Genomic DNA, 23,495 nt, shown 5'->3' with positions numbered 1-23,495 from the left:
TTTAACTATTTTCTGCGTAGGTGCGATCAACCAACTGCCTTTTGCCCTGAATGATCAACCGGGACACTACAATAAACGTACCTGTTATCACCAAAACCAGCGCAAGATAAGATAATTTGTTTACAGACCAGTAAATCACCCCCGCATTAACGGCCAATTGTACCATACAATAAGCCGTGGCCACTATTAAATGTGGCTTTTTTTTCTCATTCACCAGAAACTGATAAAAATGAGTGCGATGGGCTTCCACAATATTTTCCCTTCTGATCATCCTGAAAATTATGGTGCTCACCACATCCAGACCGTAGACCAGCAGTAATAAAATATAATTGAAGTTTTCAGTAACCATGATGAGCCGGAGCATAAAGAAAAGCATGATAAAAGCGATACTTACACTGCCCACATCTCCGGCAAAACACCTGGCTACCCTCCGGAAGTTGAAACAATTGAAAACCAGTAGCGCAATAATGGCCGCCAGCAGCATCTGTTGATCGGTAAAGGATACGATTTTAATATTGATGTAACACAATGTCAGTAAAGTAACCAGCGCATAACCACCGGTTATCCCGTTGATGCCATCCATAAAATTTACGGCATTGATGCTGCCGATGACAAAAAACAAGGCCAATACCACGAGATACCAGGGCAAAACAAAGAGCTGCAGCTCATAAAACAGCAGGGCTACTGCAAGGAGGTGCACGCTGAAACGTAACCTGGCTTTTTGTGGTTTAAGGTCATCCAGAAAGCTAACCGCACTGATCAGGACCAAACCCAATATGAACCAGCCATACTGAAAACCAGAAAAGGCAAATTCAAGCAGCAAGGCCATGGGAAAAATAATTCCGCCGCCCCTGATGGTATGAACAGCATGAGAACTCCGCGCATTTGGTTTGTCGATAATATCATATTTATCTGCAATCCGAAGGTAGAGCAACATCATGCCAAACAACACAACCGTAAATAAAATCAGGGTAAAGTCAATCATATCTTAAAATGTTCCAGAACAGCTCTGGATTGCCAGTTGGTTATTGTTCTTGCCTTTTGATCTGTAAAAGTTAAAGTATTCGTCATTTTTTCCAGCTTCCGGATATTGATCGGGAAACGCGGGCCTAAAAAATTCCCTATATAGGCCAGGGTCCTGATTAAAACATATGGCATAGCCTTTGGCTTTCCTTTACCCAGCTGTCGGGCCATCAGATGGGAAATTTCACTGAAACCCGGATGATATCCATCTGTTAAGTGGTAAGTGCCGCCAATCTGGTAAATCTTTTCTATAAAAACAGCCACATCCTCAATGAGCACCATGCTCTTTTTTACAGGAGGTACCTTGATGTCAAAGTAATAGCCTTTGCTGATGCCCTTGATCATGGCCTGTAAATTACCGGGAGGATTCTCGCCCGCCAGCAGCGGCAGGCGGAGAATGGTACAAACCACATCATTGTCCCGGCACCATTTTTCTACCAGCTGCTCCGCTTCAATTTTACTCTTTCCATAAGGATCTGTAGCGCCTAAAGGATGATTCTCATCAATTAGCACCCCATGTTCCAGGCCATAAACGGCGATGGAACTGATGAAGATAAAATACCTGGGTAAACGGGCTGCCTGACTTAATGCCTGAAGCAAACGGCGTGTACCCCCCACGTTTATATGTTCAAAAGCGGCACTTTCTGCTGCTGTTCCGGGAACAGCGTGTGCCTTACCTGCTGCATGGATAACCAGGTCTGCAAGAGGAAGTAGCGGAAGTTCCTGTTGCAGATCCGCAATCACCTCACCTGTTGTTCTGCCCAGGCGGATCATGGTTTCAGCAGCGAAATGATGGCCAATGGCCTTACCCAGGAAACCATTGGCACCTGTTAATAGAATGGTCATCTGGCAAATTGAATTAATCTTTTAACCATTCTTTTAGGCATCAGCAGAAAAGGAGCCTTAAAATTATTGATTTTCCAGGCCCTTAAAATTTCCTGGTTGCCCCGAACGATATTTTTAATACTGGCATTGGTTGCACCACCCAAACGCATTTTAACAAATAAACGATTGATATACCGGCTCTTATACCGGTTAAGTTTAAAAACCCGCAGCATCAACTCATAATCTGCAGCCAGCCGCATATCCAGGTTAAATAAACCAACCTGTTGATACACTTCACGCTTCACAAAAAGTGAGGGATGCGGCGGTACATGGCCATCTTCAAAAAACGTAGGGTAGTAGCTTTTCGAAGTCCACCGGCGAACCACCTGGTTCAGGTCGTTATTTTTAACGTACACCAAATCTCCATAGAGCATATCCAGTTCAGGATCTTGTGCAAACATCTGCATCACTTCCATCAACACATTCGGGTCTGCATATACGTCATCTGAATTCAGAATACCGATGACATCGCCTGTACAACGTGCTATCCCCTTATTCATGGCATCATAAATGCCCTGATCAGGTTCAGAAATGACCTGGCTGATGGCTTTACCGTAACGACGAATTACATCCATGGTGCCGTCTGTTGATTGGCCATCAATGATCATATATTCTATATCGTCATAATGTTGACCTAAAACGGAATCAATAGCTGTTTGAATGGTTTTATGGTTGTTGTAGACTACAGTGATGATTGAAATTTTCATTGTCCTAAATCGTGGTATACCTGTAGGGTTTCGTGGAAACATTTTTCCCATGAAAATTTACCGGCCTGTGTTTGCCCTTTCTCTTTCAGTAATGCCTCATTCCCGTTAATCTGTAGAATGGCTTGTTCAAAAGCATCAAGATCGAGCTCATCTACCAAAATCCCGGCATTTCCGGCTACTTCCGGAATAGAAGATTGATTTAAGGCTACAAAAGGAGTTCCAGTTTTCATTACTTCGAGTAAAGGAATTCCAAAGCCCTCATATGAAGAGGGATAAATTAAAGCATAAGCCGCATTGTACACCCGGTTTAACTGCTCATTGTCTATATTAGTGAACATCTTCCACCTGCCAGGAATTTTTTGGTTCAGTAAACGGATTTCTTTTTCCGAAAGTGACGAACCTACTATATAAAAGTTAAAATCGGTTAGTCGGCCTAAAAGTTCAACGGCAAAGTTAAAGTTTTTATAATGGGCTCTTGATCCGATAAACAGCAGATAGGGATTGAGCTTTTGATTACAGCCATCACTAAGCGGATAGAAGCTTTCGGAGACACCATTATAGATCACCGCAATGTTTTCCTCCTTTAAATAGGGATGAAAGTGAAGTAAATCCTGTTTGGTATGCTCAGACACGACAATAATTTTTTCAGCAAGGCCGATAGCTTTATTTTTCTGATGAAGGTGCAGGTACCGGCGTAAGCCGCTGTAAAACTTTTCGTGTACAAAATCGTGAATGGTCAGCACCTGCTGCGCATGAGGATTGGAAGTAATGCGGTTATAGCTGGAATGAAAAATAAAGGGATCTTTTTCTGCCCTTAAAGACAGTACCTTAAAACGGTTGAATAAAAGTCGGCCGCCCTGCGTCAGGGTTCGGCTTTGTTCAGGAATATATAAGCCTGCACGGGAAATATTCTGATGAGGCAATTCTGTAAACCTTACTTCATACTGATCGCGCAGCAGCCTGTAAATCAGCTCCGTCCAGTAAGTGGAAATGCCGCCTGCCCTTTGCAGGCTGTAAATAATATTATCAAAGTGTATCTTCATCTGAATCCCCCCGACTTAACTTTTGCCATCACCTTTTTGCGCAACAGGAACAAAGTATACAGGTAAACGACATTTTTGCCTAAACCGATTTTAAAAATATGGTATCTCCACATGGTCCTGAACAATGCCGTAAAGCTTTTCTGATACTGGTGAAGAAAACTGCTGATCATCTTCACCTGTTGATCAGACAGTTCATTCTGGTAACGGTCAAAAAAGGACTGTAGCAGTTCGTAATTATGGACCAAAGGCTTCAGCATATAGGTTGTGTCGCTGAAGTACCGGTTAAACCGGCTCATGAAAGTCATTTTGTTTACATTACCACTAACATTTTTTTGATGCTGCCGGTAAAGGATGAGGTCTTCATCAATTAAGATATTTTTACCAAAAGCACCAATCACCAATGCGGCATAATAATCATGGTTAACCGACTCGGCCGGAATGTGTTTTATTTTCCGGACGGCCGCCCGGTTTAAGATCATGGTGCAGCCCCAGGCATAGTTTTCATTCATTAATACCGGTAAACTGAGCTGAGCGGGTAATGGCAGGCGGGCATCGATCCGATGATCATGCTCATCAATAAAGGTAAGGTTGGCATAACAAAGCAATGGATAATCTGACCCATAAATCGCTTCATTTTTTAATAAACCTGCAAGTGAACGCTCCAGCTTGTTCACCAGCCAGATGTCATCCTGATCTGCAAATAAAACATATGATTTATTGTTTTCGTAAGCCCAGTCGAAAAGCTGGGAAAAATTGCGACAGGCAGAACCATGCACCGAACCATACTGAATACATGTCACGCGTGCATCTTTTCGCACATAGCTGTGAATGATCTCAGGAGTAGCATCGGTAGACCGGTCATCACGAATGATCAGTTCCCAGGCTTCATAGGATTGATTTAAAATACTATCCAGTTGTTTCTCCAGGTATTCGGCACCATTATAAGTGGCCATCAGGATCGTTAATACCGGTGCTTCTTTCATGTTTATTTAATGGCTATCCGGTTGACAATGAAAAAGAAAGCCACAAAAAACATGTGGTAAAAATTGGTAAATGAACTCATAAAGATGCAGAATATAAATAAGGACCATTCTACAATATAATATTCGCCATTTTTAGACATGTAATTTTTAAAGGCATTCATAGATAAAAACCCATATAAAAAATTCAGGGCGATTACACCAAACCACCTGAAATCCAAAAACGGATCTACGATATAAGTCCCGATTTTGGTATATGAACTGTATAGCGGCGGATAAATGGCATTTTTATCAATGGGTAGCACGGTAATAAGGGGTCTGGCAGAATAGGTCCCATAGCTGACATAATCATCCCGTAAAGCCGTACTGACAATTTCACTTCCGGTAGAAAAATTAACGGCCCCATACAGGGACAGGTAGGTTTCAATAATATTGGTGGGCTTGGTAATATCGCCGTAATCCCTTAAAAATTCATTGACGGACATTTCTTTATCGTCTTCTGCTGAGCCACCCCGCAACTGGCCCAATATAACAAACAGGACGATACAGGCCGCACCGATAGAAAAAAGCCGCAGTAAGGGAATGGTTTTATAATAGCTGTAGGCAATCAGCATCGAAAAGAAAAACAGGACGATGATTTGCCGGCTGAAAAAGTTAAGGATAATAAAAACGCAGACAAAACTGAGTGCCAGAAACTGCCAGAAACGTAAGGTCTTTTTCTTATACAGGATATAGAACATGGCCGGCAATACCGAATTGAGTACAATAAAGTTATGCAGGGGGGTAACATCATTTTCATTGATGTCCTGGTACACGGCGGCATTTCCTAAATTTAGTACCGGTAAATAACCCAACTGGCCTACTTCCATGATAAAGACGCCTATACCCGCTATAAAAACCAGTAATAAAAAGGCCAGGCTTAACCTTGGGCTTAATGGCGGGATATAATTTTTAAGACTAAAGGAAAATGTTTTCATGGATACCAGCCCGCCAATAATAAAAAAGGCTACGCTAAAAGCCAATACCAAAACAAACTGCCATTCGTACCCCATTTGCCTGTCTGAAACCATCAGGAAGGAGAAACCGGCAATGTATACAAAAATGCTGTAAATGGTAAAAGGGTTGATGATTTGCCCGAACCTGATCACGGAGAAGACCGATAATCCCTCTGCTACCAGCAGGAAGGTGGCAAAGGGGACGAGCTCTTCCAGGCTGCAACCCCATGACGCATACCTTGCCAGCAGGTAAACATCTATAAACAGCAATGCACCAATAATGAGTACTAATATATAAGGTTTAATACCCATTTATCTGATCGTTTTATACATCCTGATGCCTAATTTTAACATTCCCTTTTTGAGCAGGGGCCACTCCTGAAGCGGATTTTTTACAAAATTACTGAAAATATACCCAAACGCCTTTAAAACACTGAGTGAACGTATTTCATGAAGGGCCAGTAAATCCAGGTTCAGTTTCTTTAACCATGCCATTGCTTTTGGATCCTGTAATGTGGAAAGTGCCTGATCCATGTGGGTCCGGACCACTACTTCGCCTAAAAACATGTTTCTTTTATTGTTGATGGCGCTTTTTCCATGTACCCTGATCAACGCGCAGGAACGGTCATCCCCGTCAAAAATAAAATGCGGATCGCGCATGGCCACCTTAAACCACAGCAACCAGTCTTCATTGTTTTTCAAATCCTGATCAAACAGGCCTGCAGCGATGACGAGTTCCTTTTTTACCAATGGACTATTGATGGTTAAGATATTATTGGTCACCTGCCTTTTTAAAAGTTCAACACCACTTAAGGTTTCCGTGGCTAAAAAGCCGGCAGGATATTTCTGAATTTCTTCTCGTGCTGTAGCTTCTCCGGTAAAAAAGACTGCTTTAGAAAAAACCAGGCCAGCACCTGATGTTTCTGCCAGGGCCACCTGAATGCTTAATTTCTCTGCACTCAAGAGATCATCGGCATCTAAAAACTGAAGGTATTTGCCTTTCGCCAGCCGGATGCCCGCATTTTTTGCGGCGGATGTGCCCCCGTTTTTCACCGGATGAAAAGTGATGCGATAGGTTGGATGCGCCGCGATAAAGCCGGCCACCACTTCGGCGGTATGGTCTGTTGAACCATCATCAATGATGATACACTCCCAGTGAAGGTAGCGTTGTTTGATGATGCTCTGCAGGGTTTCTACGATCAGATGACCATAATTGAAAGCAGGAATAATAATACTCACCAAAGGTTCCATCATAAAGCTTCCTGTATTTTTTCCTGAATCACCTGCCAGCGGTTTTCCCATTGATGGTGGCGAATCACATGATTATAATTCCGTTCAATCAGTGCATGATAATCTTTATAACTGGCCAGAACATTGAGCATCTGGTCTCCGGCATGGTCCATGTCAATCTCAACGATCGGATTATAGCCAAATAATTCTGCCATATCCGAAGGTAAAACACCGACAATCAAACATTTGGAAGCCATTGCCTGAAGATACCTTAACGTCATGGAAGAAATATATTCTGCCCGGTGAGGGTGAGTGATATTAGAGGGTACACAAATGACAATCTTAGCTGCCGCCAGTGCCGCAGAAAAAGCAGGCTTATCAGGAAAAAGTAAATTCATTCCCGGTTTCCTGTAGACGTGATGCTTTCCGTTGAGCTGAAGCGGCCCGGTGATCAGATGATGGTATTCATCATACATCCGGCCAAATTCAAGCACATCAATTTCTTTGTCATGGTATGCCTTGAAATGATAATCCTGAGCAGATAAAGCTTCGGGAAGCCAGATGGCCCGGCATTTAATATGGCTATAATTCTGATTAAAATTCTCCATCACCTGTTTAGAGGAGAAGAATACATAATATACATTAAAAAAATCAAGAAGCGGGAAAATCCAGCGGTGAAACCTTGGCCACACATCGTACATGTACACAAAGTTCAGTTTTGTTTTAAAAGCATAGGGAATAAGCAACCTGAAATCGCCGCTGATCATGGAAACAAAATTAACAGCAAGTTCCTGTTTAAATCTTAACCGCAGTTTAAATAAGGATGGATAGCGGGTAAGTTTTCTAACAACGAAAGACTTAAAACGGGAGTGTTTAAGCATTTTACGCGCTGGGTCAAAACCTGCAGGTGCCTTTTCTATTGTACGGTATAACTCATCAATACAATCAAGAAAGTATTCTCCATCATTGGATTGCAACAGGCGCAGTTTTATTCCCATAGATTACAAATGTGCAAATTTTTATAAACTTTAATCCACCTTAATATGATACCCGTATGCGTTGATGTGCTTTTGCCAGAACGCTAAATTATACTTCCACCAGGCATGGCAGCCAAAAGGCAATTTGTGGTGATTCAGCTCAAACAATACCTCTGGGTTCACTTCAAAGCTGAATTTCATGGCTTCATCGATTGTGGGTAATTTGAAATCAGGAAAATTATGAGGAATCACTTCTGACCAGAACAGATCTTCATTGATGATGGGCTGAAAAGGATAACCAGCATAAATATAAACCATCTGGTGTTTGATATACCGGTAAAAATTGATGTAAAACGGCCGGTTTGTATCATCAAATGTGCGGGTAAACTTCAGTTTTTTAAACTTCGTGACCACTTCATAACACTTTCTCACCTTCCGAAGGCAAAAGCCGCCATTGCCTAAACTCACCAGCGGACTATCTGTTCCGGCCAAATCATGTCCTTCAAACAGCGGTGCTCCGATATTATCGTATCCCTTTTTACACCAGTCCATCAATTCGTCCCTAAATACAAAGGCATCCAGTTGATGAATGAGCATAAAATCGTAAGCTAAAAAGCTGGCATATAAACCATGGTACTTCATTAACCGGTTATAAGCCGGAATATCGGCAAAAAACTGATCGTCAAAAAGCTTATAACCGGCCTGATGATTAAGCACATAATTGTGATTCCGGATAAAGCCTTCCAGTCTTCTGGGTGCGATAAAATAGATATCATGGTTAGCCAGTATCCGGAAACACTGATCCATGGAGATCTGCTCAAATGAACCAACCTGATCTGTATACACCGGAATTACAACACAAGCTTTCATAATTAAATTTTTTGTAAAAACTTTAAGGGGCCAAAACCTGCCAATACTTCTAAAACATTCCTGTTTTTCCAAACCCATACCTGCATGCACAGATAAACCAGGCCGCACAGGGGCACGGTAATGATGACAACCACGATAGGCAGGCTGCTGATTTTCAGCACCAGCATTTTAATCAGAAAAAACAAAGCCGAAGTAAATAAGGCCTGTAATGTTTCTAGCACAGGAAACTTTACCTTAAACAGTTTAAACGAAAAAAAGAACAAAAGCATGGTTACACTGCATTCTGTAGCCAGTGAACTAATCGCTGCACCATTTTGCTTATAGATGGGGATCAGTAAGAAATTTAAACCCAGACTCACAAAAACGCCGAACAATGAGGCATACAAAATTTTACGCTCCTGATGCAGGGGCAAAAGAATCTGATGTGCAAAAACCTGTGCCATACCCACAAATACCACAATGAAACATAGAATTTGTAAGGAGCTTACGGCCGGCAAATATTTCTGACCGGCAAATAAGCGGATAATTTCTTCTGACAGGCAATACGTACCAATGGCAATGGGAATACTTAAAAATACCACAAAGTTGATGGATTTGTGCAGCAGTAATCTGGCCTCCGCCCAGTTTTCGGCTTTAAAAGCAATGGTCAGCCTGGGTAACAGCACTGCTGATAAAACACCAATGACGGCCAGCGAAATTTTACTGATCCGCATGGAAGCAGAATAATACCCTACATAGACATCACTGGTTAAAAAGCCCAATATGATGGTATCAAAAACCAGGTAAATGGTGGTGATGATGCTATTGGAAAAGATAATGAAGAGTGGTTTCAGGTGATGCCGGAGGGTCAGGTTTTTAAAAGAGATTTTGACCAGCTTACTGACAGAATACATATTGGTAGCAGCAGCCAGCAAGGTAGCCACCAGATTTAGGGCATAATAGGTATTCCGGTCGGCTACCGTATGCACCAGGGCAAAAAGCAATATGATGGTGAATAAACGGATCAGAACCGTGCGGATGGCAATGTATTTGAATTTTTCTATGCCCTGAAAAAACCATTCGGCAATAAAAACATTACCCAGTAAAATGGCCATCCCGATTTGATAAAGCTGAAAATTCGCAAATAACTTATCACTGGATAAGCTGATGCCCAGCAATACCACAATGGAAATCAGTGACGTAACCAGGTGGATGAAGATCAGTTCGGAATACACACGTCCGAGTGCGATGGAATCATGTTTTACCTTCGCAATTTCCCTTACGCCATATAAGGGAATACCCAGTGCTGAAAAAATTAAAAAGTAGGTAATAAAATTATCGGCAAAGTTTACGGCCCCCATACCTTCCGGCCCCAATATGCGTGAAGCATAAGGGAAGGTAACCAACGGAAATAAGATTTGAGAAACGGATAAGAGTGTATTAAAGACAATATTTTTCTTTAAGCCCGACATGCATTATTTAATCATCAATAAAAATCCGCGTCTTACCAATAACAGTACCGACATTAAGAATCCGGCCAGGAAGAAGCCAACCACCATCCCCTGGGTTTTGGTGGTCGCCAGTTTGGTTAAAGGTAAAACCGGTGCATCGATCATCTGAATTAAGGGCATTTCCTTGCGTTGTGATACTTTTGACATTTCCAGGTTTTTCACCAGCTCCGTCAGAATGGCTGTATTGGCCTGTGCATCCACCTGTCTCCGTTGGGAGGGTACCTTCAGGATTTGCCTGGCCGGGTTAGGATTGGGGTTGGCATCCGTTAAAGAAGCCATACCAGCCAGTGCGCCGTTTAATTCCCGCTTCACTGAATCCGTTTGATGCTGCAGAATGGCCACGTTCTGCAATGATTTTTTTGTCTTCGTTTGCACATAAAATTCATTCACATTCTTGACAATCTCATCATCAAATGCCTTGGAAAATAATTCGTCTTTAGAAGTCACCTGAACCTTTAAAATACTTAGTTTCTTATCAGGCTTGGTAACCACCAGGTTGTTTTTCCCGATTTCTTTAACGACTTCACCAAGAACACTGTCCTGAGCCCTGGTTAAACGGTCATTTTGTTTTAGCTTAAAGTTGATATTTTTCAGCACCGGATGTTTGGCCCATTTCTCCTTCAGGTGATTAAATTCCAGGTAACGATCAATCAATAACTGTTTTTTGCCATTAAAATCAGCCTCATTTAAAAGTGACTTCTGGATCATGTTCCTGGATTTATACAGTTCAATCAGGTTATCACCCTGGAAAACACCTCCATTACCGGAAGTACCAATCTCAATACCCACCATGGATGCCAAACCCGCCATCTGTCCGAGGCTTCCGCCGCCATTTGCATCTTCCAGAGCAAAGGTACTTGCCGCTACATACTTTGGTTTTTTATAGGTTGCATAGAGGTAGCCCAATACCACGCCACATAGGCAGCCGATCAGCATGATCAGCCATTTCGACCGGAGATAAGATAACCACTCATTTGTTTTGATGGCCAGCTCCTTCAGCGTAACTTCTTTATGATGGGTTTCAGACATGGCTTAACGTAATAAACTCACAATAATGGCAGCCAGTGAGGCGATACCTGTTGATATTCCAATAAACGTAGCGGCATTGAGCTTCTCACGCTCTGCCCTTTTCGGCACAAAAATTTCAGCACCCGGTTTTACCTGCGGAAAATTATTGAAGAACAAAAATTTCCGGTTGGCAGCAACAGATCCGTTGGAGTATACAATAAATGCGCCTTTTCGGTATGCATTATAGCTGAAACCACCTGAGCCACTGATGTAACCGGTAAAGCTTTTGCCTTTGGTATACACAATGCTGTTGGGTTTTAAAACTTCGCCAGTTACCCGAACGGTTTGCAGCTCTTTGGGTACCCGGATCACATCTCCGTTTTCTACAATCAGATCGTTACGTGATAATGGCTTATTCATGATCTTTTTCAGGTCGATCCCAACCAGGTCACTTCTTAATATTTCAAGGTCTTTATCTAAACTGGTGGTATCTCTTGCGCCTGATTGCTTTAAACGCTGCAGGTTTAACAATTTCTCGCGTTCTTCTCTTCTGGTTTCCAGACTGTCCATCCGTAAATCGCCTTTACCAGTCCGCCTTAAAGATGCACCTTCTACATAAGCCAGCGGACTTAATCCTCCAGCCCTTTTAATTATATCAGAAATCCTTTCGTCTTTTTTGGTGATGGTGTATATCCCCGGATATAACACTTCACCTTCAATTTTAATCTGGCGTTGTGTATGGTAACTTTCCGAACTTCTGATGGACACAATATCAAATGGCTTTAAGGTAAAATCCTGGTCCTGTAATTTTAAATCCGGATCTACATTAACTGTAAATACCTCTGCCGTTTGTGCCGAGACCGAGGTGGCATCGCTGTTTTTAATTCTTCTGGAGATTTCAATTCTGTTTGGTGTGGCGCTTTCCCTGAAGCCACCCGCCATCTGGATTAAAGATTCCAGGTTCATTCCTTCTGCATACATAAAAGTGCCCGGCTGTCTCACTTCTCCCTGAATGGTCACCCTGAATTCTTCCCGTAACTGAAATATTGATTTAATGCTGACCCGGTCTTCCCGCTGCAACCTGATATCCGGTTCAGTACCGGCTAAAATTTTGCCCAGATCAAAAGAAACCAGTGCCAAACTGTTATCGGCATTTAACCTCGAAATATAACCCCTGTTTAAAAAGGCATCCTCTTTAACCCCATCTGCTTTTTGAATCAGGCCCTTCAGCGTCAGCTGATCATCAAGTTCATATTGTCCCGGACGAAAAACAGCCCCATCAATTTCCACCCGGTTGGCAAAGCGGTCCAGAATTTTCTCGACCAGAAACTTATCGCCATTTTGAGGTTGATAAGTTTGAAAATCAGATTCCGGAATGTCTGTAATTTTACGTTCCCTGTTCGTATTCTGCAATACTTTTATCTGTGCCGAATAGGCATCATTAGAAAAGCCGCCTGCAAAACGCAGGGCATCGGCCAGTGTTTCGGTAGCTTTAATTTCGAAATAAGCCGGACGTTTCACTTCACCGGATAATGCGATACGGGTTTGGTATACCGGTACATTGATGACATCCTGATCCTGCAGGCGGATATTGCCTTTTTGAAGCCCGTTGAGCAGGAAATCGTAAATATCAACCGTATAAATGACTTTATTATTCCGGATCACCTGAATGTTCCGGTAAGTACCGTTTTTATTCGGGCCACCCGCACCACTTAAGATATTGAATAAGGAAGACAGGGAAGATACCGTATAGGCGCCCGGCCTGGTTGCTTCACCCACCACCATAATGGTGATACTTTTAATGTTGCCCAGCGTGATCGATACGGAAGTTCGGCCAGATTTAATGGCCGGATAGGTACCGGCAAGCGAAGACCTGATTTTAGAAGTGGCCTGCTCAATGTTCAGCCCTGCTACGGAAATAAGCCCCACGTATTGAACCCTGATGGTACCATCCGGGCTCACTTTTGATTTGTAACTGACTTCGTTATCACCGGTAATATCGATCAATAACTCATCATCAGGACCTACCACATAGCTCTTTGGCGTAGCCATTCTCAGGTTGGGCTCAAAGGTTTGTGTACCTGATCCGAAAAGTTCCTCGCCAAATATTTTCAGGTTATTTAAGGCATTGGCATTGGCCAGAGCCTGTTCTGAGAGGGAGTTATTGATCTTTTTGAGCGAATCTATTTTACTTTGTGCACTGTTGACCCTTGAACGTTCTACATCTACAAAAGGCTTATTTGCCGCCTGACCGGTATTGGTACTGGTATTGGTTGTACCGGTTCCATCCTGCTTTCTGATTTTCTCTACCCTGACACGCAGTTTCTCAATTTCAGTTTGTGGCATACCCTGGGCCAGTGCTAACTGCTCCAGCTGGGCATCATTATAGCCGATAGATTCTGCCCGCTGCATCAGCTCCCTGATTTTGGCATCGCTCAGTTCATCCACCTTTACATCAGCATAATTGGTTTGCGCAGATAAGGATGTGGAGAGAAAAAAGGCAAAGAAAAGTAACAGGGCCTTAAGTAAATTTTTAAACTTCATGTGTAGGTTTTTTATGAAAAAAGTGCGGATCGTTTTGATGCCATCACGAGCATGCACAAATTTTCATTTTATTGATATGCTATATTGCACCAAAAATACAAAATTATTTCATTGCACAGGAAAGCATATCAAACATGAACACATGTTTTACGCTTGCGCATGGTATAGCGGGTCAGGCTTAGCGCATTTAAATGGTTTGTGTCATATCCTGTCCGAAAAGCTCTTTATTTTTAAATGGATAATGACCCAGTAAATCATATAGCTTTCCGCTTTGAACAGCTTCCGTAAGGGTATTGAGGTGTTTATCGTGGTGCAGGTCTGTTCCGGCAAGGTCATACATGTTTTCTTTTAACAGATATTCTGCAAATTGCTTTACTTCTTTGCCATAATAACCCACAATTGACAACAGATTTAATTGCAACAAGCAGCCTTTGTCTTTAAAGCGGTTGAGTCTTGTCCTGTCTTTAAAATAGAATGTATAACGCTCAGGATGCGCCAGAATAGGCCTGTATCCTTTAATTTCTACATCAAAAACCCGCTGACTGATATTTGGACTTTCATTCAGATAGGACATTTCAATTAACAGAAACTTTTGTTGAATAGGGCACATTTCTGCTTCCAGGTCAAAATCCTGATCGATCATATATTCCGCTCCGGAATCTAATTTTAATGAAACCTTTGCCTGATCCATGGCCAGCTGCAAGGCAAACCGGGCCTGATCTATGCTGAGTTTGGTATTCGGGTACAATTCCTTAAAGATATGGGGCGTTGCAATCAATTGATCGAAACCCAGATCCTCCAGTGCCTTTACAAATCTTAATGAAGTGGCCACATCGGGCGAACCATCATCAATACCAGGAAGAATGTGCGAATGCATGTCTATTCCCAACCAGGAAATATCCGTAATTTTATTTTTTTTACTAAAAAAGTTAAACATTTTTATCAGAATACTGAATAGTTGTTAAAATAATTATTTAAAAAGCGACTCTTCCCCTTATCATTAAATTTAGCCGCCCTACTCTTTAAAATTCTTGACAGTTATTTTTATTTGTTTTAATTCACAACATAAAAAGAACTTAATTCTATACACCCACTACGCTATACTATTTTAAATCAGATATTTAATCCGGAATATCCCAAAGTGGCTCATCATATATTCAGTATTCTTTTTCTTCTTATTCAAAATAATTCAGCGTTCTGTAACCACCTTGTTTAAGGTATTCATCCTTCTTCATTAAATTCAGATCAGATGAGATCATATCTTTTACCAATAAGGGCAGGTCATATTGAGGTGTCCAGCCCAGTTTTGTTTTGGATTTGGTGGGATCGCCCAGTAATAAATCAACTTCGGTAGGCCTGAAATACTTTGGATCAACCCGCACAACTGTTTGCCCTGGTTTAAGGTTTTCAGCATTTAACCCTAAACGTGCAATACAATCCTGATCAACATCAATAATCACGCCTTTTTCGTGCTCATCCTTACCGGAAAATTCAATTTCGATACCCAGTTCGGCAAAACTCATGCGTACAAAATCGCGAACTGTGGTGGTTACCCCGGTGGCAATTACAAAATCTTCCGGCTGTTCCTGCTGCAGAATTAACCACATGGCTTCGATGTAATCTTTGGCATGCCCCCAATCTCTCTGGGCAGAAAGGTTACCCAAATATAAACACTGCTGTAAACCCAGGGCAATTTTACAGGAGGCCCTGGTAATTTTCCTGGTAACGAAGGTTTCACCACGCAGCGGACTTTCATGGTTAAATAATATACCATTGCAGGCAAACATCTGGTAGGCCTCACGGTAATTTACCGTGATCCAGTAGGCATACATTTTAGCTGCCGCATAGGGTGAGCGTGGATAAAAAGGAGTGGTTTCGCTTTGCGGAACCGCCTGTACCAATCCATAAAGCTCAGAAGTGGAAGCCTGATAGATTTTTGTTTTTCGGGTTAAACCCAATATCCTGACCGCCTCCAATAAGCGTAAGGTGCCGAGACCATCTGCATTTGCTGTATATTCCGGCATTTCAAAACTCACCTGCACATGGCTCATGGCCGCAAGATTGTAAATTTCATCGGGTTGCACTTCCTGAACAATCCTGATCAGATTGGTCGAATCAGTTAAATCACCATAATGCAGTTTGAAACGCACATTGCTTTCATGCTGATCCTGGTACAGGTGATCAATGCGGTCGGTATTAAAAGACGAAGCACGCCTTTTGATGCCATGCACAAAATATCCTTTTTTAAGTAAAAATTCTGCAAGGTATGCACCATCCTGTCCAGTTACACCTGTAATTAAAGCAACTTTCATAAACTATTCTAATTTTTGAACTGCAAACATACTGAATAATTCATTTGATTGATAAAGCACGCTGTATTTTAGAAAACAGGGGTTAAGCATTGATCAGATTTCCTGTCAGATGATTTAAAGATTTCCTTAAAAAAGCAAAGATTAAGTAAGTGAATTTTGCCTGTTAAACCTATTGCGTTCTTTACGCTTTTCATTTTCTTTTAAACGTTTAAGGGCGAGGTATGCGATTAAATTAGAAAAAACTACGGCAGCAATGCCAAGGATTTCAATTTTCGTAATCATAATAAAGGGATAAACTAAATTGGAAACGAAAAATCAAAAGAAATGTTTTATGATTTTATTAAAAATCCTTACAACCTGGCATCCACCGCAGCACGATCAATGAAGGCCTTTGTATCAAAAATAATGGTTCCGCTGTCTTTCCATGACTGGAAATCAATTTTCCGATAAGCGGCATGTGCTACGGCTAGTATCACCGCATCATAAGGCATAAAATCATCTGCAGCAATCAGGTCAATTCCATATTCCAGCTTCACCTCTGCCGGGCTCGCCCATGGATCATAAATATCGGCCTCAATACTGAATGACTGCAGTTCCTTATAAATATCAATTACCTTGGTATTCCTGGTATCCGGGCAATTTTCTTTAAAGGTAAACCCGAGGATCAATACTTTAGCACCCTGGATAGGCTTGTTTCGGGCCACCAGCATTTTGATGATCTTATTGGCGACGAACATCCCCATATTATCATTCACCCGTCTTCCTGATAAAATCACTTCCGGCTTATAGCCCAGTGCTTCTGATTTATGCGCCAGGTAATAAGGGTCGACGCCTATACAGTGCCCCCCCACTAAACCAGGCTTGTAATTTAAAAAATTCCATTTGGTGGCTGCCGCGGCGAGTACATCAGCCGTATCAATCTCCATCCGGTCGAAAATGAGTGCCAGCTCATTTACAAAGGAAATGTTTACATCACGTTGTGCGTTTTCAATGGCTTTGGATGCTTCTGCCACTTTAATGCTGGGTGCCAGGTGTGTTCCGGCCGTAATGATTGTGGCATAAAGTGCATCAACTTCATCTGCAATCTGGGGTGTAGAACCTGATGTAACTTTTTTAATTTTGGTGAGGGTGTTCACCTTATCGCCGGGATTGATCCGCTCAGGCGAATAACCACAAAAGAAATCCTGATTGTATTGAAGCCCTGAAACCCGCTCCAACACAGGCACACAGTCTTCTTCTGTACAACCTGGATATACGGTGGATTCATAAATAACGATATCACCTTTTTTTAAAACAGAACCAATCATTTCACTGGCCTTCAATAGCGGCTGAAGATCAGGCCTCTTCAGGTGATCAATAGGTGTAGGTACGGTAACGATATAAATCTGCGCATTGGCAAGATCAGCGCGGCTGGAACTTAACATCAGGCCCCGGTCTTGTTCGGTTGTTGCCAATACCTGCGCAAGATCAGGAAGATTGGCCTCATGGGTAAGATCGATTAAATTACCAAGACTCCCGACCCTGCTTTCATTAATATCAAACCCAATTACACGAAAGTGTTTGGCAAACTCGATGGCTAAAGGCAGGCCAACATACCCAAGGCCGATAATGGCCATCTGTTTGTTTTTATTCATTTTTATTTTGGTGATTGGGCAAAGATAAGATAAATCAAGGATGCTTTAAGTTGATCTTTCAACCACTCCAAAAGATACAAGTCAAAGCGCGCATGAAGGGAAGAAAAAACAATGGGGAGGATTTTTGAACCGGCTAAGCTTGCCGTTTTTAAAGATTCCTGTACAAGCGCCATACCTGTTTGCGAAGACAGCGAGCGATGATTGGACTTTAACGACCTTTGTGGTTCAAAGATTCCGCTACGGCGATCGGAATGACGATGAACTTAGCTGATCTGCCCATAAAAAAAATCCCAGGTTAAGAATTTATCTTAATCTGGGATTTAAAAGGAAATCGATTAGGCTATTTAATCTGTTTTAACAGGTAAGCACCATATCCGCTTTTAACCAATGGCGTTGCAATCGTTCTCAATTGCTCCGCATCTATAAAGCCCATGCGATAGGCGATTTCTTCAATACAGCCAATCTTTAAGCCCTGGCGTTCTTCGATGATCTGCACAAACTGCCCCGCCTGCATTAAAGAGGTAAATGTTCCGGTATCTAACCAGGCTGTACCACGACTTAAAACACCAACTTTCAGTTTTCCACGTTCGAGGTAAATGCGGTTAATGTCCGTAATTTCATATTCCCCACGAGGTGAAGGTTTAATATTTTTAGCAATTTCAACCACTTCATTATCGTAAAAGTATAAACCCGGAACGGCATAATCTGATTTGGGAGAAACCGGTTTCTCTTCAATAGAAATCGCTTTTTTGTCTGCATCAAATTCCACTACCCCATAACGTTCCGGATCAGAAACCTGATAGGCAAATACAACACCGCCATCCGGGTCTGAACTGGATTGCAGTAATTTGGCCATTCCATCGCCATGGAAGATATTATCACCCAATACAAGCGCCACTTTATCCTGACCGATAAATTCCTCACCAATGACAAAAGCCTGCGCTAAACCATTCGGCTCGGCCTGCACCGCATAACTCAGCTTACACCCAATGGCAGATCCATCACCTAATAATTTTTCAAAGTTAGGCAGATCATGTGGTGTGGAAATGATGAGAATTTCTTTAATCCCGGCCAGCATTAAAGTTGACAAGGGATAATAGATCATGGGCTTATCATAAACCGGCATCATTTGTTTGCTGCAGGCAAGTGTAAGTGGGTGTAAGCGGGTCCCGCTTCCGCCGGCAAGAATTATACCTTTCATATCAGATTCAAGATTTGAGACATTAGATCTGAGGAATACTCAGCCAATACCTGTTTTAGTTTAACTATTATTAATTTGTTTGATACATTCAACCAGGCTGTGTCTCCAATAAGGGATCTCCAGATGAAACGTTTCTTTGATTTTTGTTTTATCCATCACTGAAAATGCCGGCCTGGTAGCCTTTGTGGGGTAGGCAGACCCCGGAATAGGGTTTACCTTAACCGCTGTATTGCTGATATCAAAAATTGCTTTTGCAAAGTCAAACCAGGACGTTACGCCCTCATTGCTGTAATGATAAATGCCATACGCATCAGAACCAGATTCAATGATATCAAAAATAGCATTCGCTAAATCAATGGCATAGGTTGGTGTACCAACCTGATCGGCAATGATATTTAATTCATCACGGTCAGCCCCCAGCTTCAGCATGGTTTTGACAAAATTATTGGCATATTCTGAATATAACCAGCTTGTACGAAGAATAAAATGAGATTTTAGTAAGGCGATTACCGCCTTTTCCCCATCAAGTTTAGTCTGTCCGTATACATTAATTGGATTGGCGACATCACTTTCCAAGAGAAGTTTCACCTCATGGCCTTCAAATACAAAATCAGTGGATACATGAATCAACGTTGCTCCTGCATCAGCACAGGCAATGGCCAGGTTAGCGGCACCGGTTTCATTTACCGCTTTCGCTAATTCCGCCTCATCTTCTGCTTTATCCACGGCTGTATAGGCCGCACAGTTGATGACAAATGCGGGTTGCGCTTTAGCTAACAAATTCTGAAGGCCTTCCAGATTCAGGATATTCGCATCAGTTTCTGAGGGGAATACAATTTCTGTGATGCCGCGTCTGGAAGCTACAGTTTTCAGGCATTGCCCCAGCTGGCCTCCGGCACCAATTACAACAATCTTATCCATGATGCAGTTCTGCAAAAGTTTTTAACAAAAGATCCTTTTCTGAAACAGACTGCTGATCCTGAGGAATCATCCAGTCGATGTTTAGATCCGCATCATTATAAATGACGCCCGTTTCTGAAGCTTTATTGAAGAAATTATCACATTTATAAAGGAATTCGGCCGTTTCACTTAATACGGAGAAACCATGAACAAAACCCCTTGGAATATACAATTGCAACTTATTTTCTGCACTTAAACGCACAGCCACATGCTGGCCATAAGTGGGTGAACCCGGACGTGCATCTACAGCCACATCCAATACCTCACCCTTGGTTACCCGCACCAGTTTGGCTTGCGCAAAAGCACCAGTCTGCGCATGTAGGCCACGGATAACACCGTAAGCAGAATAAGATTGGTTATCCTGCACAAAATCGCCGGATAAACCTGTTTTTTCTTCAAAAGTTTGTTTGTTAAAACTTTCAAAGAAATATCCCCTGGGATCTTCAAAAACCCTGGGTTTGATAATGATGCAGTCTTTTAATCCTGTTTGTTCAATTTCCATTATTTTTCGCTGTACTGCTTCTCGTAATAAGACTGATAATTTCCTGAAGTGACGTTATTTAACCATTCTTCGTTCTGCAGGTACCAGTCAACGGTTTTGGCTAAGCCTTCTTCGAATTGCAGACTAGGTACCCAGTCTAACTGATTCTGCAGTTTGGTAGAATCGATGGCATAACGTAAATCATGGCCGGCACGATCAGTAACATAGGTAATCAGTTTGGCTGATTCACCCTTTTCACGGCCTAATTTCTCATCCATAATTTCGCAAAGCAAATGGATGAGATCAATATTTTTCCATTCGTTATGGCCACCAATATTATACGTATCGCCTGTTTTAGACTGGTGAAAAATCACATCAATCGCCCTGGCATGGTCTTCTACCCAAAGCCAGTCGCGCACATTTTCACCTTTACCATATACCGGAACGGGTTTATTATTTTTAATGTTGTTGATGGCCAGCGGAATTAATTTTTCCGGAAAGTGGTGCGAACCATAATTATTAGAGCAATTGGAAATGACACAATCCATTCCGTAAGTATCATGATAAGCCCTGACAAAATGGTCAGAACTGGCTTTTGATGCCGAATAAGGGCTATGCGGATCATAAGCAGTCGTTTCTGTAAACATACCTTCCTCACCCAGCGCGCCATAAACCTCGTCCGTACTCACATGATAAAAGCGCTTTTGATCATATTGGCCTTTCCAGTGTTCGCGTGCGGCGTTAAGCAAATTAACGGTACCGATAACATTGGTCATCACAAAAGCTGTCGGGTCTGAAATGGAACGGTCTACATGGCTTTCTGCAGCCAGGTGAATTACTGCATCAAAATTTTCTTTCGCGAACAAATCGCTCATGGCAACTGCATCAGTAATATCTTCTTTTACAAAACGATAATTCGGCTCATTTTCGATATCGGTTAAATTCGCCAGGTTACCTGCGTAGGTAAGCTTATCCAGGTTTACGATTTGGTAATCAGGATAATTTTGAACAAATCGACGGACTACATGAGAGCCTATAAAGCCTGCCCCACCAGTGATTAGAATTTTTTTCACAGTATATTAAGTATTTTCAATTGGCTAAAATAACATAGTTATTACAAATAAACAATTTGATGCTGACCTTTGCAAATTACAACTCAACTACCTGAGGGACATTTAAGCCTTAGTAACTGACTCATCTTAACGTACATTGATCACAATGCAGCAACCGAACTTTCCAGTTCTTTATACCACTCTTCACCATATTTTCTGATGAGCGGCCCCTTCAAAAAACTATAAACAGGAACTTTCAGTTCTCTTCCAAAGGTACAGGCATCGTGACAGATATGCCAGCGATCATAATTTAATACATCAAATTCGGGGTATTTGGTAATGCGGATAGGATACAGGTGGCAGGATATGGGTTTCTGCCATTCCACGATGCCTTCTTCATAGGCTTTCTCAATGGCGCATTTGGTGATGCCATTTTCAAAAAGCACATAAGCACATTCTTTATTTTTATCTACACATGGGGTAGTCAGATCACCATCTTCATCGACCACGTAAGTACCCTGTTCTTCGATCGCTTTAATGCCCTTCTCATTTAAGAGGTGTTTGATTTTAGGGTAAATTTCAGTTAAAATTGCTGTTTCTTCCTGATCGAGCGGCGCACCGGAATCGCCCTCTACACAACAAATCCCTTTACATTTGCTCAGGTTACAAACAAAATTCTCTTTTAATACATCTTCGTGCACCAGCACCTGTTCAACTTCTATCATCATTATTCTTTTGCCAAGGCATATTTTAAACCTGCAGCTGATTTTAATTCCATGGTGACCGCACCCACCAATATTTCGACCTGGGCCTTTACCGGCACCCGGTTTCCATCATCTGTTACCCAGAGATACAGTCGGCTGTCTTTTTTAAAGATCCGGCCGGGTTTAATGGACGGACTAAATTTGAGGCACCTTATATTGCCCAGTTTACTTTTGATGGTTTCCTTACCCACATATGCTACTTCCAGCGCAGAGATCTCATCCTGAAGAAAATAATTGAGTTTAAAGGTATCGCCAATTTTCATTTTACTGATGTCCAGGCTCCTGGCGAAATAATATGCAGATACCAGATCAAAAGTCTGCGTGGTCGGTGTGCTGAATGTGCCCCGGTTGGATACAACTTTTTTTCCATCCTGGTTAAACCGCGCCTTATCCTGTCTTTTGTAACTCGACTCCCTGATATTCTCCTGATAGAAGTAGGGCAGTAAATCTGTTTTATCAATATAGGAATCATACCGGTCTCTGATTTTATAAAACACATCAAATGTACCGGATGTATGCGCATCAACTGACAGCCTGTATGTAGGCTTGTTATCAAACTTCAAATCAGAATTGGTCACTTTTATTGTGGCTTCTGCAGCGGTAATAAAACCATAACGGAGCCTATATTGCAATTCTTCACCTTCCTGAAAAACAGGCTCCTTTTTTAAAGGCAGTTGTTGTGCAATACCTGTTAAGGTTAAACTAACGGCCAGAAAAGTTAAAAATATTTGTTTCATTTACTTTTGTGTATAGAATGTAGATTCAAAGAGAACTTAATAAATGCTGAATCCTGAAAGGTATACAAAAAGCAAACCAATTTAATCTTTTCTTTTAAATACCGGAACAGTAGAGCAGGGTTCGCCAAACATTATGCTTTTTACTACGGGTGTTAACAGGTTGGTAATTTCCACATAGGCGGATACCGGAATATCAATATCACCGCAACCCTTGATAACCACACGCTCATTCGCATAATCTGCAGGATTGATTTTAGATAATGCCTTAGTCATGAGTACAGCTTCTAAGGTATCGATGCCCCCAAAAACCACCTCATTGGCATAAGGATTCATTTTATTGGCCAGCAGCATATATGCCCAGGTAGGCACAATGGCATCAGCAGAACAAATAATGGCTATATTTTTATCCTGATATTGCGCCCAGTCATGTTCTTTTATAAATGCCCTGAAATCTTTTTCCCTTAGCATCAGCCCATGGAAAAGATTTTCTTTGATGTCATAGATTACCCGTTCACCCTGGTGATAAAAATCTTCCAGGTTTAACGTCATTAATCCACTGTTGGCTACTTTATTGATGATATTCTCTTGGATGTCCATGGCCT

The 23,495-nt window shown here is 41.9% G+C and carries 23 protein-coding genes; all 23 read right to left on the bottom strand.

Going from position 1 to position 23,495, the window contains the following annotated elements; all coding sequences use genetic code 11:
- Position 1 precedes the first annotated feature (1 nt).
- The 23 genes from OQ267_RS03600 to OQ267_RS03490 all read right to left on the bottom strand — a co-directional run bounded on the left by OQ267_RS03600 (position 2) and on the right by OQ267_RS03490 (position 23,490).
- Positions 2-985 (bottom strand): MraY family glycosyltransferase, encoded by a 984-nt coding sequence (locus tag OQ267_RS03600; RefSeq protein ID WP_265834920.1) that lies wholly within the window; start codon positions 983-985, stop codon positions 2-4.
- A complete protein-coding gene (locus OQ267_RS03595; RefSeq protein ID WP_265834919.1) occupies positions 982-1,869 on the bottom strand; it encodes an NAD-dependent epimerase/dehydratase family protein in 888 nt (295 codons plus the stop codon). The genes OQ267_RS03600 and OQ267_RS03595 overlap by 4 nt, the downstream gene beginning before the upstream one ends.
- Positions 1,866-2,615: a glycosyltransferase family 2 protein gene (locus tag OQ267_RS03590; protein ID WP_265834918.1), complete on the bottom strand. Its 750-nt coding sequence runs from the start codon at positions 2,613-2,615 to the stop codon at positions 1,866-1,868. Before OQ267_RS03590 ends, OQ267_RS03595 begins: the two co-directional genes overlap by 4 nt.
- On the bottom strand, positions 2,612-3,658 hold the full coding sequence (locus tag OQ267_RS03585; protein WP_265834917.1) for a glycosyltransferase family 4 protein: 1,047 nt from the start codon (positions 3,656-3,658) through the stop codon (positions 2,612-2,614). The genes OQ267_RS03590 and OQ267_RS03585 overlap by 4 nt, the downstream gene beginning before the upstream one ends.
- A complete protein-coding gene (locus tag OQ267_RS03580; RefSeq protein WP_265834916.1) occupies positions 3,655-4,641 on the bottom strand; it encodes a glycosyltransferase family 2 protein in 987 nt (328 codons plus the stop codon). Before OQ267_RS03580 ends, OQ267_RS03585 begins: the two co-directional genes overlap by 4 nt.
- Before the next feature lie 2 nt (positions 4,642-4,643).
- Complete coding sequence (locus OQ267_RS03575; protein ID WP_265834915.1) at positions 4,644-5,945, bottom strand: O-antigen polymerase; 1,302 nt, start codon at positions 5,943-5,945, stop codon at positions 4,644-4,646.
- Positions 5,946-6,935, bottom strand: coding sequence for a glycosyltransferase family 2 protein (locus OQ267_RS03570; RefSeq protein ID WP_265834914.1), 990 nt, complete (start codon positions 6,933-6,935; stop codon positions 5,946-5,948). It abuts the gene before it with no gap.
- Positions 6,884-7,861, bottom strand: coding sequence for a glycosyltransferase (locus tag OQ267_RS03565; RefSeq protein ID WP_265834913.1), 978 nt, complete (start codon positions 7,859-7,861; stop codon positions 6,884-6,886). The genes OQ267_RS03570 and OQ267_RS03565 overlap by 52 nt, the downstream gene beginning before the upstream one ends.
- Positions 7,862-7,891: 30 nt before the next feature.
- Entirely contained in the window at positions 7,892-8,710 is an 819-nt protein-coding gene (locus tag OQ267_RS03560) for a DUF5672 family protein (protein ID WP_265834912.1), read from the bottom strand.
- A gap of 2 nt (positions 8,711-8,712) precedes the next feature.
- Positions 8,713-10,161, bottom strand: a complete 1,449-nt coding sequence (locus tag OQ267_RS03555) for a flippase (protein ID WP_265834911.1) — start codon at positions 10,159-10,161, stop codon at positions 8,713-8,715.
- A gap of 3 nt (positions 10,162-10,164) precedes the next feature.
- Positions 10,165-11,229 carry a lipopolysaccharide biosynthesis protein gene (locus OQ267_RS03550; RefSeq protein WP_265834910.1) on the bottom strand — a complete coding sequence of 355 codons (1,065 nt, stop codon included), beginning with the start codon at positions 11,227-11,229 and terminating at the stop codon, positions 10,165-10,167.
- Between the two features lie 3 nt (positions 11,230-11,232).
- Positions 11,233-13,752: an SLBB domain-containing protein gene (locus OQ267_RS03545; protein ID WP_265834909.1), complete on the bottom strand. Its 2,520-nt coding sequence runs from the start codon at positions 13,750-13,752 to the stop codon at positions 11,233-11,235.
- Between the two features lie 187 nt (positions 13,753-13,939).
- Positions 13,940-14,689, bottom strand: a complete 750-nt coding sequence (locus OQ267_RS03540; protein ID WP_088301042.1) for a tyrosine-protein phosphatase — start codon at positions 14,687-14,689, stop codon at positions 13,940-13,942.
- 238 nt (positions 14,690-14,927) lie between these two features.
- The gene (gene gmd, locus OQ267_RS03535) at positions 14,928-16,064 is read right to left on the bottom strand and encodes a GDP-mannose 4,6-dehydratase (protein WP_265834908.1); all 1,137 of its coding nucleotides are present in this window, start codon (positions 16,062-16,064) and stop codon (positions 14,928-14,930) included.
- A gap of 141 nt (positions 16,065-16,205) precedes the next feature.
- Positions 16,206-16,346: a hypothetical protein gene (locus tag OQ267_RS03530; protein WP_172406482.1), complete on the bottom strand. Its 141-nt coding sequence runs from the start codon at positions 16,344-16,346 to the stop codon at positions 16,206-16,208.
- 68 nt (positions 16,347-16,414) lie between these two features.
- On the bottom strand, positions 16,415-17,698 hold the full coding sequence (locus OQ267_RS03525; RefSeq protein ID WP_265834907.1) for a nucleotide sugar dehydrogenase: 1,284 nt from the start codon (positions 17,696-17,698) through the stop codon (positions 16,415-16,417).
- A 340-nt stretch (positions 17,699-18,038) separates the two neighbouring features.
- The gene (gene rfbA, locus OQ267_RS03520; protein WP_088301045.1) at positions 18,039-18,899 is read right to left on the bottom strand and encodes a glucose-1-phosphate thymidylyltransferase RfbA; all 861 of its coding nucleotides are present in this window, start codon (positions 18,897-18,899) and stop codon (positions 18,039-18,041) included.
- 60 nt (positions 18,900-18,959) lie between these two features.
- Positions 18,960-19,820, bottom strand: coding sequence for a dTDP-4-dehydrorhamnose reductase (gene rfbD / locus OQ267_RS03515; protein WP_265834906.1), 861 nt, complete (start codon positions 19,818-19,820; stop codon positions 18,960-18,962).
- Positions 19,813-20,361, bottom strand: a complete 549-nt coding sequence (rfbC, locus tag OQ267_RS03510) for a dTDP-4-dehydrorhamnose 3,5-epimerase (protein WP_088301047.1) — start codon at positions 20,359-20,361, stop codon at positions 19,813-19,815. Before rfbC ends, rfbD begins: the two co-directional genes overlap by 8 nt.
- On the bottom strand, positions 20,361-21,413 hold the full coding sequence (gene rfbB, locus OQ267_RS03505) for a dTDP-glucose 4,6-dehydratase (RefSeq protein WP_088301048.1): 1,053 nt from the start codon (positions 21,411-21,413) through the stop codon (positions 20,361-20,363). The genes rfbC and rfbB overlap by 1 nt, the downstream gene beginning before the upstream one ends.
- Positions 21,414-21,553: 140 nt before the next feature.
- Positions 21,554-22,117 (bottom strand): DUF3109 family protein, encoded by a 564-nt coding sequence (locus OQ267_RS03500; RefSeq protein ID WP_088301362.1) that lies wholly within the window; start codon positions 22,115-22,117, stop codon positions 21,554-21,556.
- 2 nt (positions 22,118-22,119) lie between these two features.
- On the bottom strand, positions 22,120-22,893 hold the full coding sequence (locus OQ267_RS03495; protein ID WP_088301049.1) for a DUF3108 domain-containing protein: 774 nt from the start codon (positions 22,891-22,893) through the stop codon (positions 22,120-22,122).
- 81 nt (positions 22,894-22,974) lie between these two features.
- The gene (locus OQ267_RS03490) at positions 22,975-23,490 is read right to left on the bottom strand and encodes a DUF2480 family protein (RefSeq protein ID WP_088301050.1); all 516 of its coding nucleotides are present in this window, start codon (positions 23,488-23,490) and stop codon (positions 22,975-22,977) included.
- Positions 23,491-23,495 lie beyond the last annotated feature (5 nt).

The organism is Pedobacter sp. MR22-3 (assembly GCF_026240075.1).
Classification (GTDB): domain Bacteria; phylum Bacteroidota; class Bacteroidia; order Sphingobacteriales; family Sphingobacteriaceae; genus Pedobacter.
The sequence above is the reverse complement of the archived record's forward strand: the minus strand, read 5'-3'. Positions and strand labels throughout refer to the sequence as shown.

Coding starts and splice junctions, on each gene's coding strand:
- OQ267_RS03600 (WP_265834920.1), bottom strand. CDS start 985: ATGATTGACTTTACCCTGATTTTATTTACGGTTGTGTTGTTTGGCATG.
- OQ267_RS03595 (WP_265834919.1), bottom strand. CDS start 1,869: ATGACCATTCTATTAACAGGTGCCAATGGTTTCCTGGGTAAGGCCATT.
- OQ267_RS03590 (WP_265834918.1), bottom strand. CDS start 2,615: ATGAAAATTTCAATCATCACTGTAGTCTACAACAACCATAAAACCATT.
- OQ267_RS03585 (WP_265834917.1), bottom strand. CDS start 3,658: ATGAAGATACACTTTGATAATATTATTTACAGCCTGCAAAGGGCAGGC.
- OQ267_RS03580 (WP_265834916.1), bottom strand. CDS start 4,641: ATGAAAGAAGCACCGGTATTAACGATCCTGATGGCCACTTATAATGGT.
- OQ267_RS03575 (WP_265834915.1), bottom strand. CDS start 5,945: ATGGGTATTAAACCTTATATATTAGTACTCATTATTGGTGCATTGCTG.
- OQ267_RS03570 (WP_265834914.1), bottom strand. CDS start 6,935: ATGGGAAAACCGCTGGCAGGTGATTCAGGAAAAAATACAGGAAGCTTT.
- OQ267_RS03565 (WP_265834913.1), bottom strand. CDS start 7,861: ATGGGAATAAAACTGCGCCTGTTGCAATCCAATGATGGAGAATACTTT.
- OQ267_RS03560 (WP_265834912.1), bottom strand. CDS start 8,710: ATGAAAGCTTGTGTTGTAATTCCGGTGTATACAGATCAGGTTGGTTCA.
- OQ267_RS03555 (WP_265834911.1), bottom strand. CDS start 10,161: ATGTCGGGCTTAAAGAAAAATATTGTCTTTAATACACTCTTATCCGTT.
- OQ267_RS03550 (WP_265834910.1), bottom strand. CDS start 11,229: ATGTCTGAAACCCATCATAAAGAAGTTACGCTGAAGGAGCTGGCCATC.
- OQ267_RS03545 (WP_265834909.1), bottom strand. CDS start 13,752: ATGAAGTTTAAAAATTTACTTAAGGCCCTGTTACTTTTCTTTGCCTTT.
- OQ267_RS03540 (WP_088301042.1), bottom strand. CDS start 14,689: ATGTTTAACTTTTTTAGTAAAAAAAATAAAATTACGGATATTTCCTGG.
- gmd (WP_265834908.1), bottom strand. CDS start 16,064: ATGAAAGTTGCTTTAATTACAGGTGTAACTGGACAGGATGGTGCATAC.
- OQ267_RS03530 (WP_172406482.1), bottom strand. CDS start 16,346: ATGATTACGAAAATTGAAATCCTTGGCATTGCTGCCGTAGTTTTTTCT.
- OQ267_RS03525 (WP_265834907.1), bottom strand. CDS start 17,698: ATGAATAAAAACAAACAGATGGCCATTATCGGCCTTGGGTATGTTGGC.
- rfbA (WP_088301045.1), bottom strand. CDS start 18,899: ATGAAAGGTATAATTCTTGCCGGCGGAAGCGGGACCCGCTTACACCCA.
- rfbD (WP_265834906.1), bottom strand. CDS start 19,820: ATGGATAAGATTGTTGTAATTGGTGCCGGAGGCCAGCTGGGGCAATGC.
- rfbC (WP_088301047.1), bottom strand. CDS start 20,361: ATGGAAATTGAACAAACAGGATTAAAAGACTGCATCATTATCAAACCC.
- OQ267_RS03500 (WP_088301362.1), bottom strand. CDS start 22,117: ATGATAGAAGTTGAACAGGTGCTGGTGCACGAAGATGTATTAAAAGAG.
- OQ267_RS03495 (WP_088301049.1), bottom strand. CDS start 22,893: ATGAAACAAATATTTTTAACTTTTCTGGCCGTTAGTTTAACCTTAACA.
- OQ267_RS03490 (WP_088301050.1), bottom strand. CDS start 23,490: ATGGACATCCAAGAGAATATCATCAATAAAGTAGCCAACAGTGGATTA.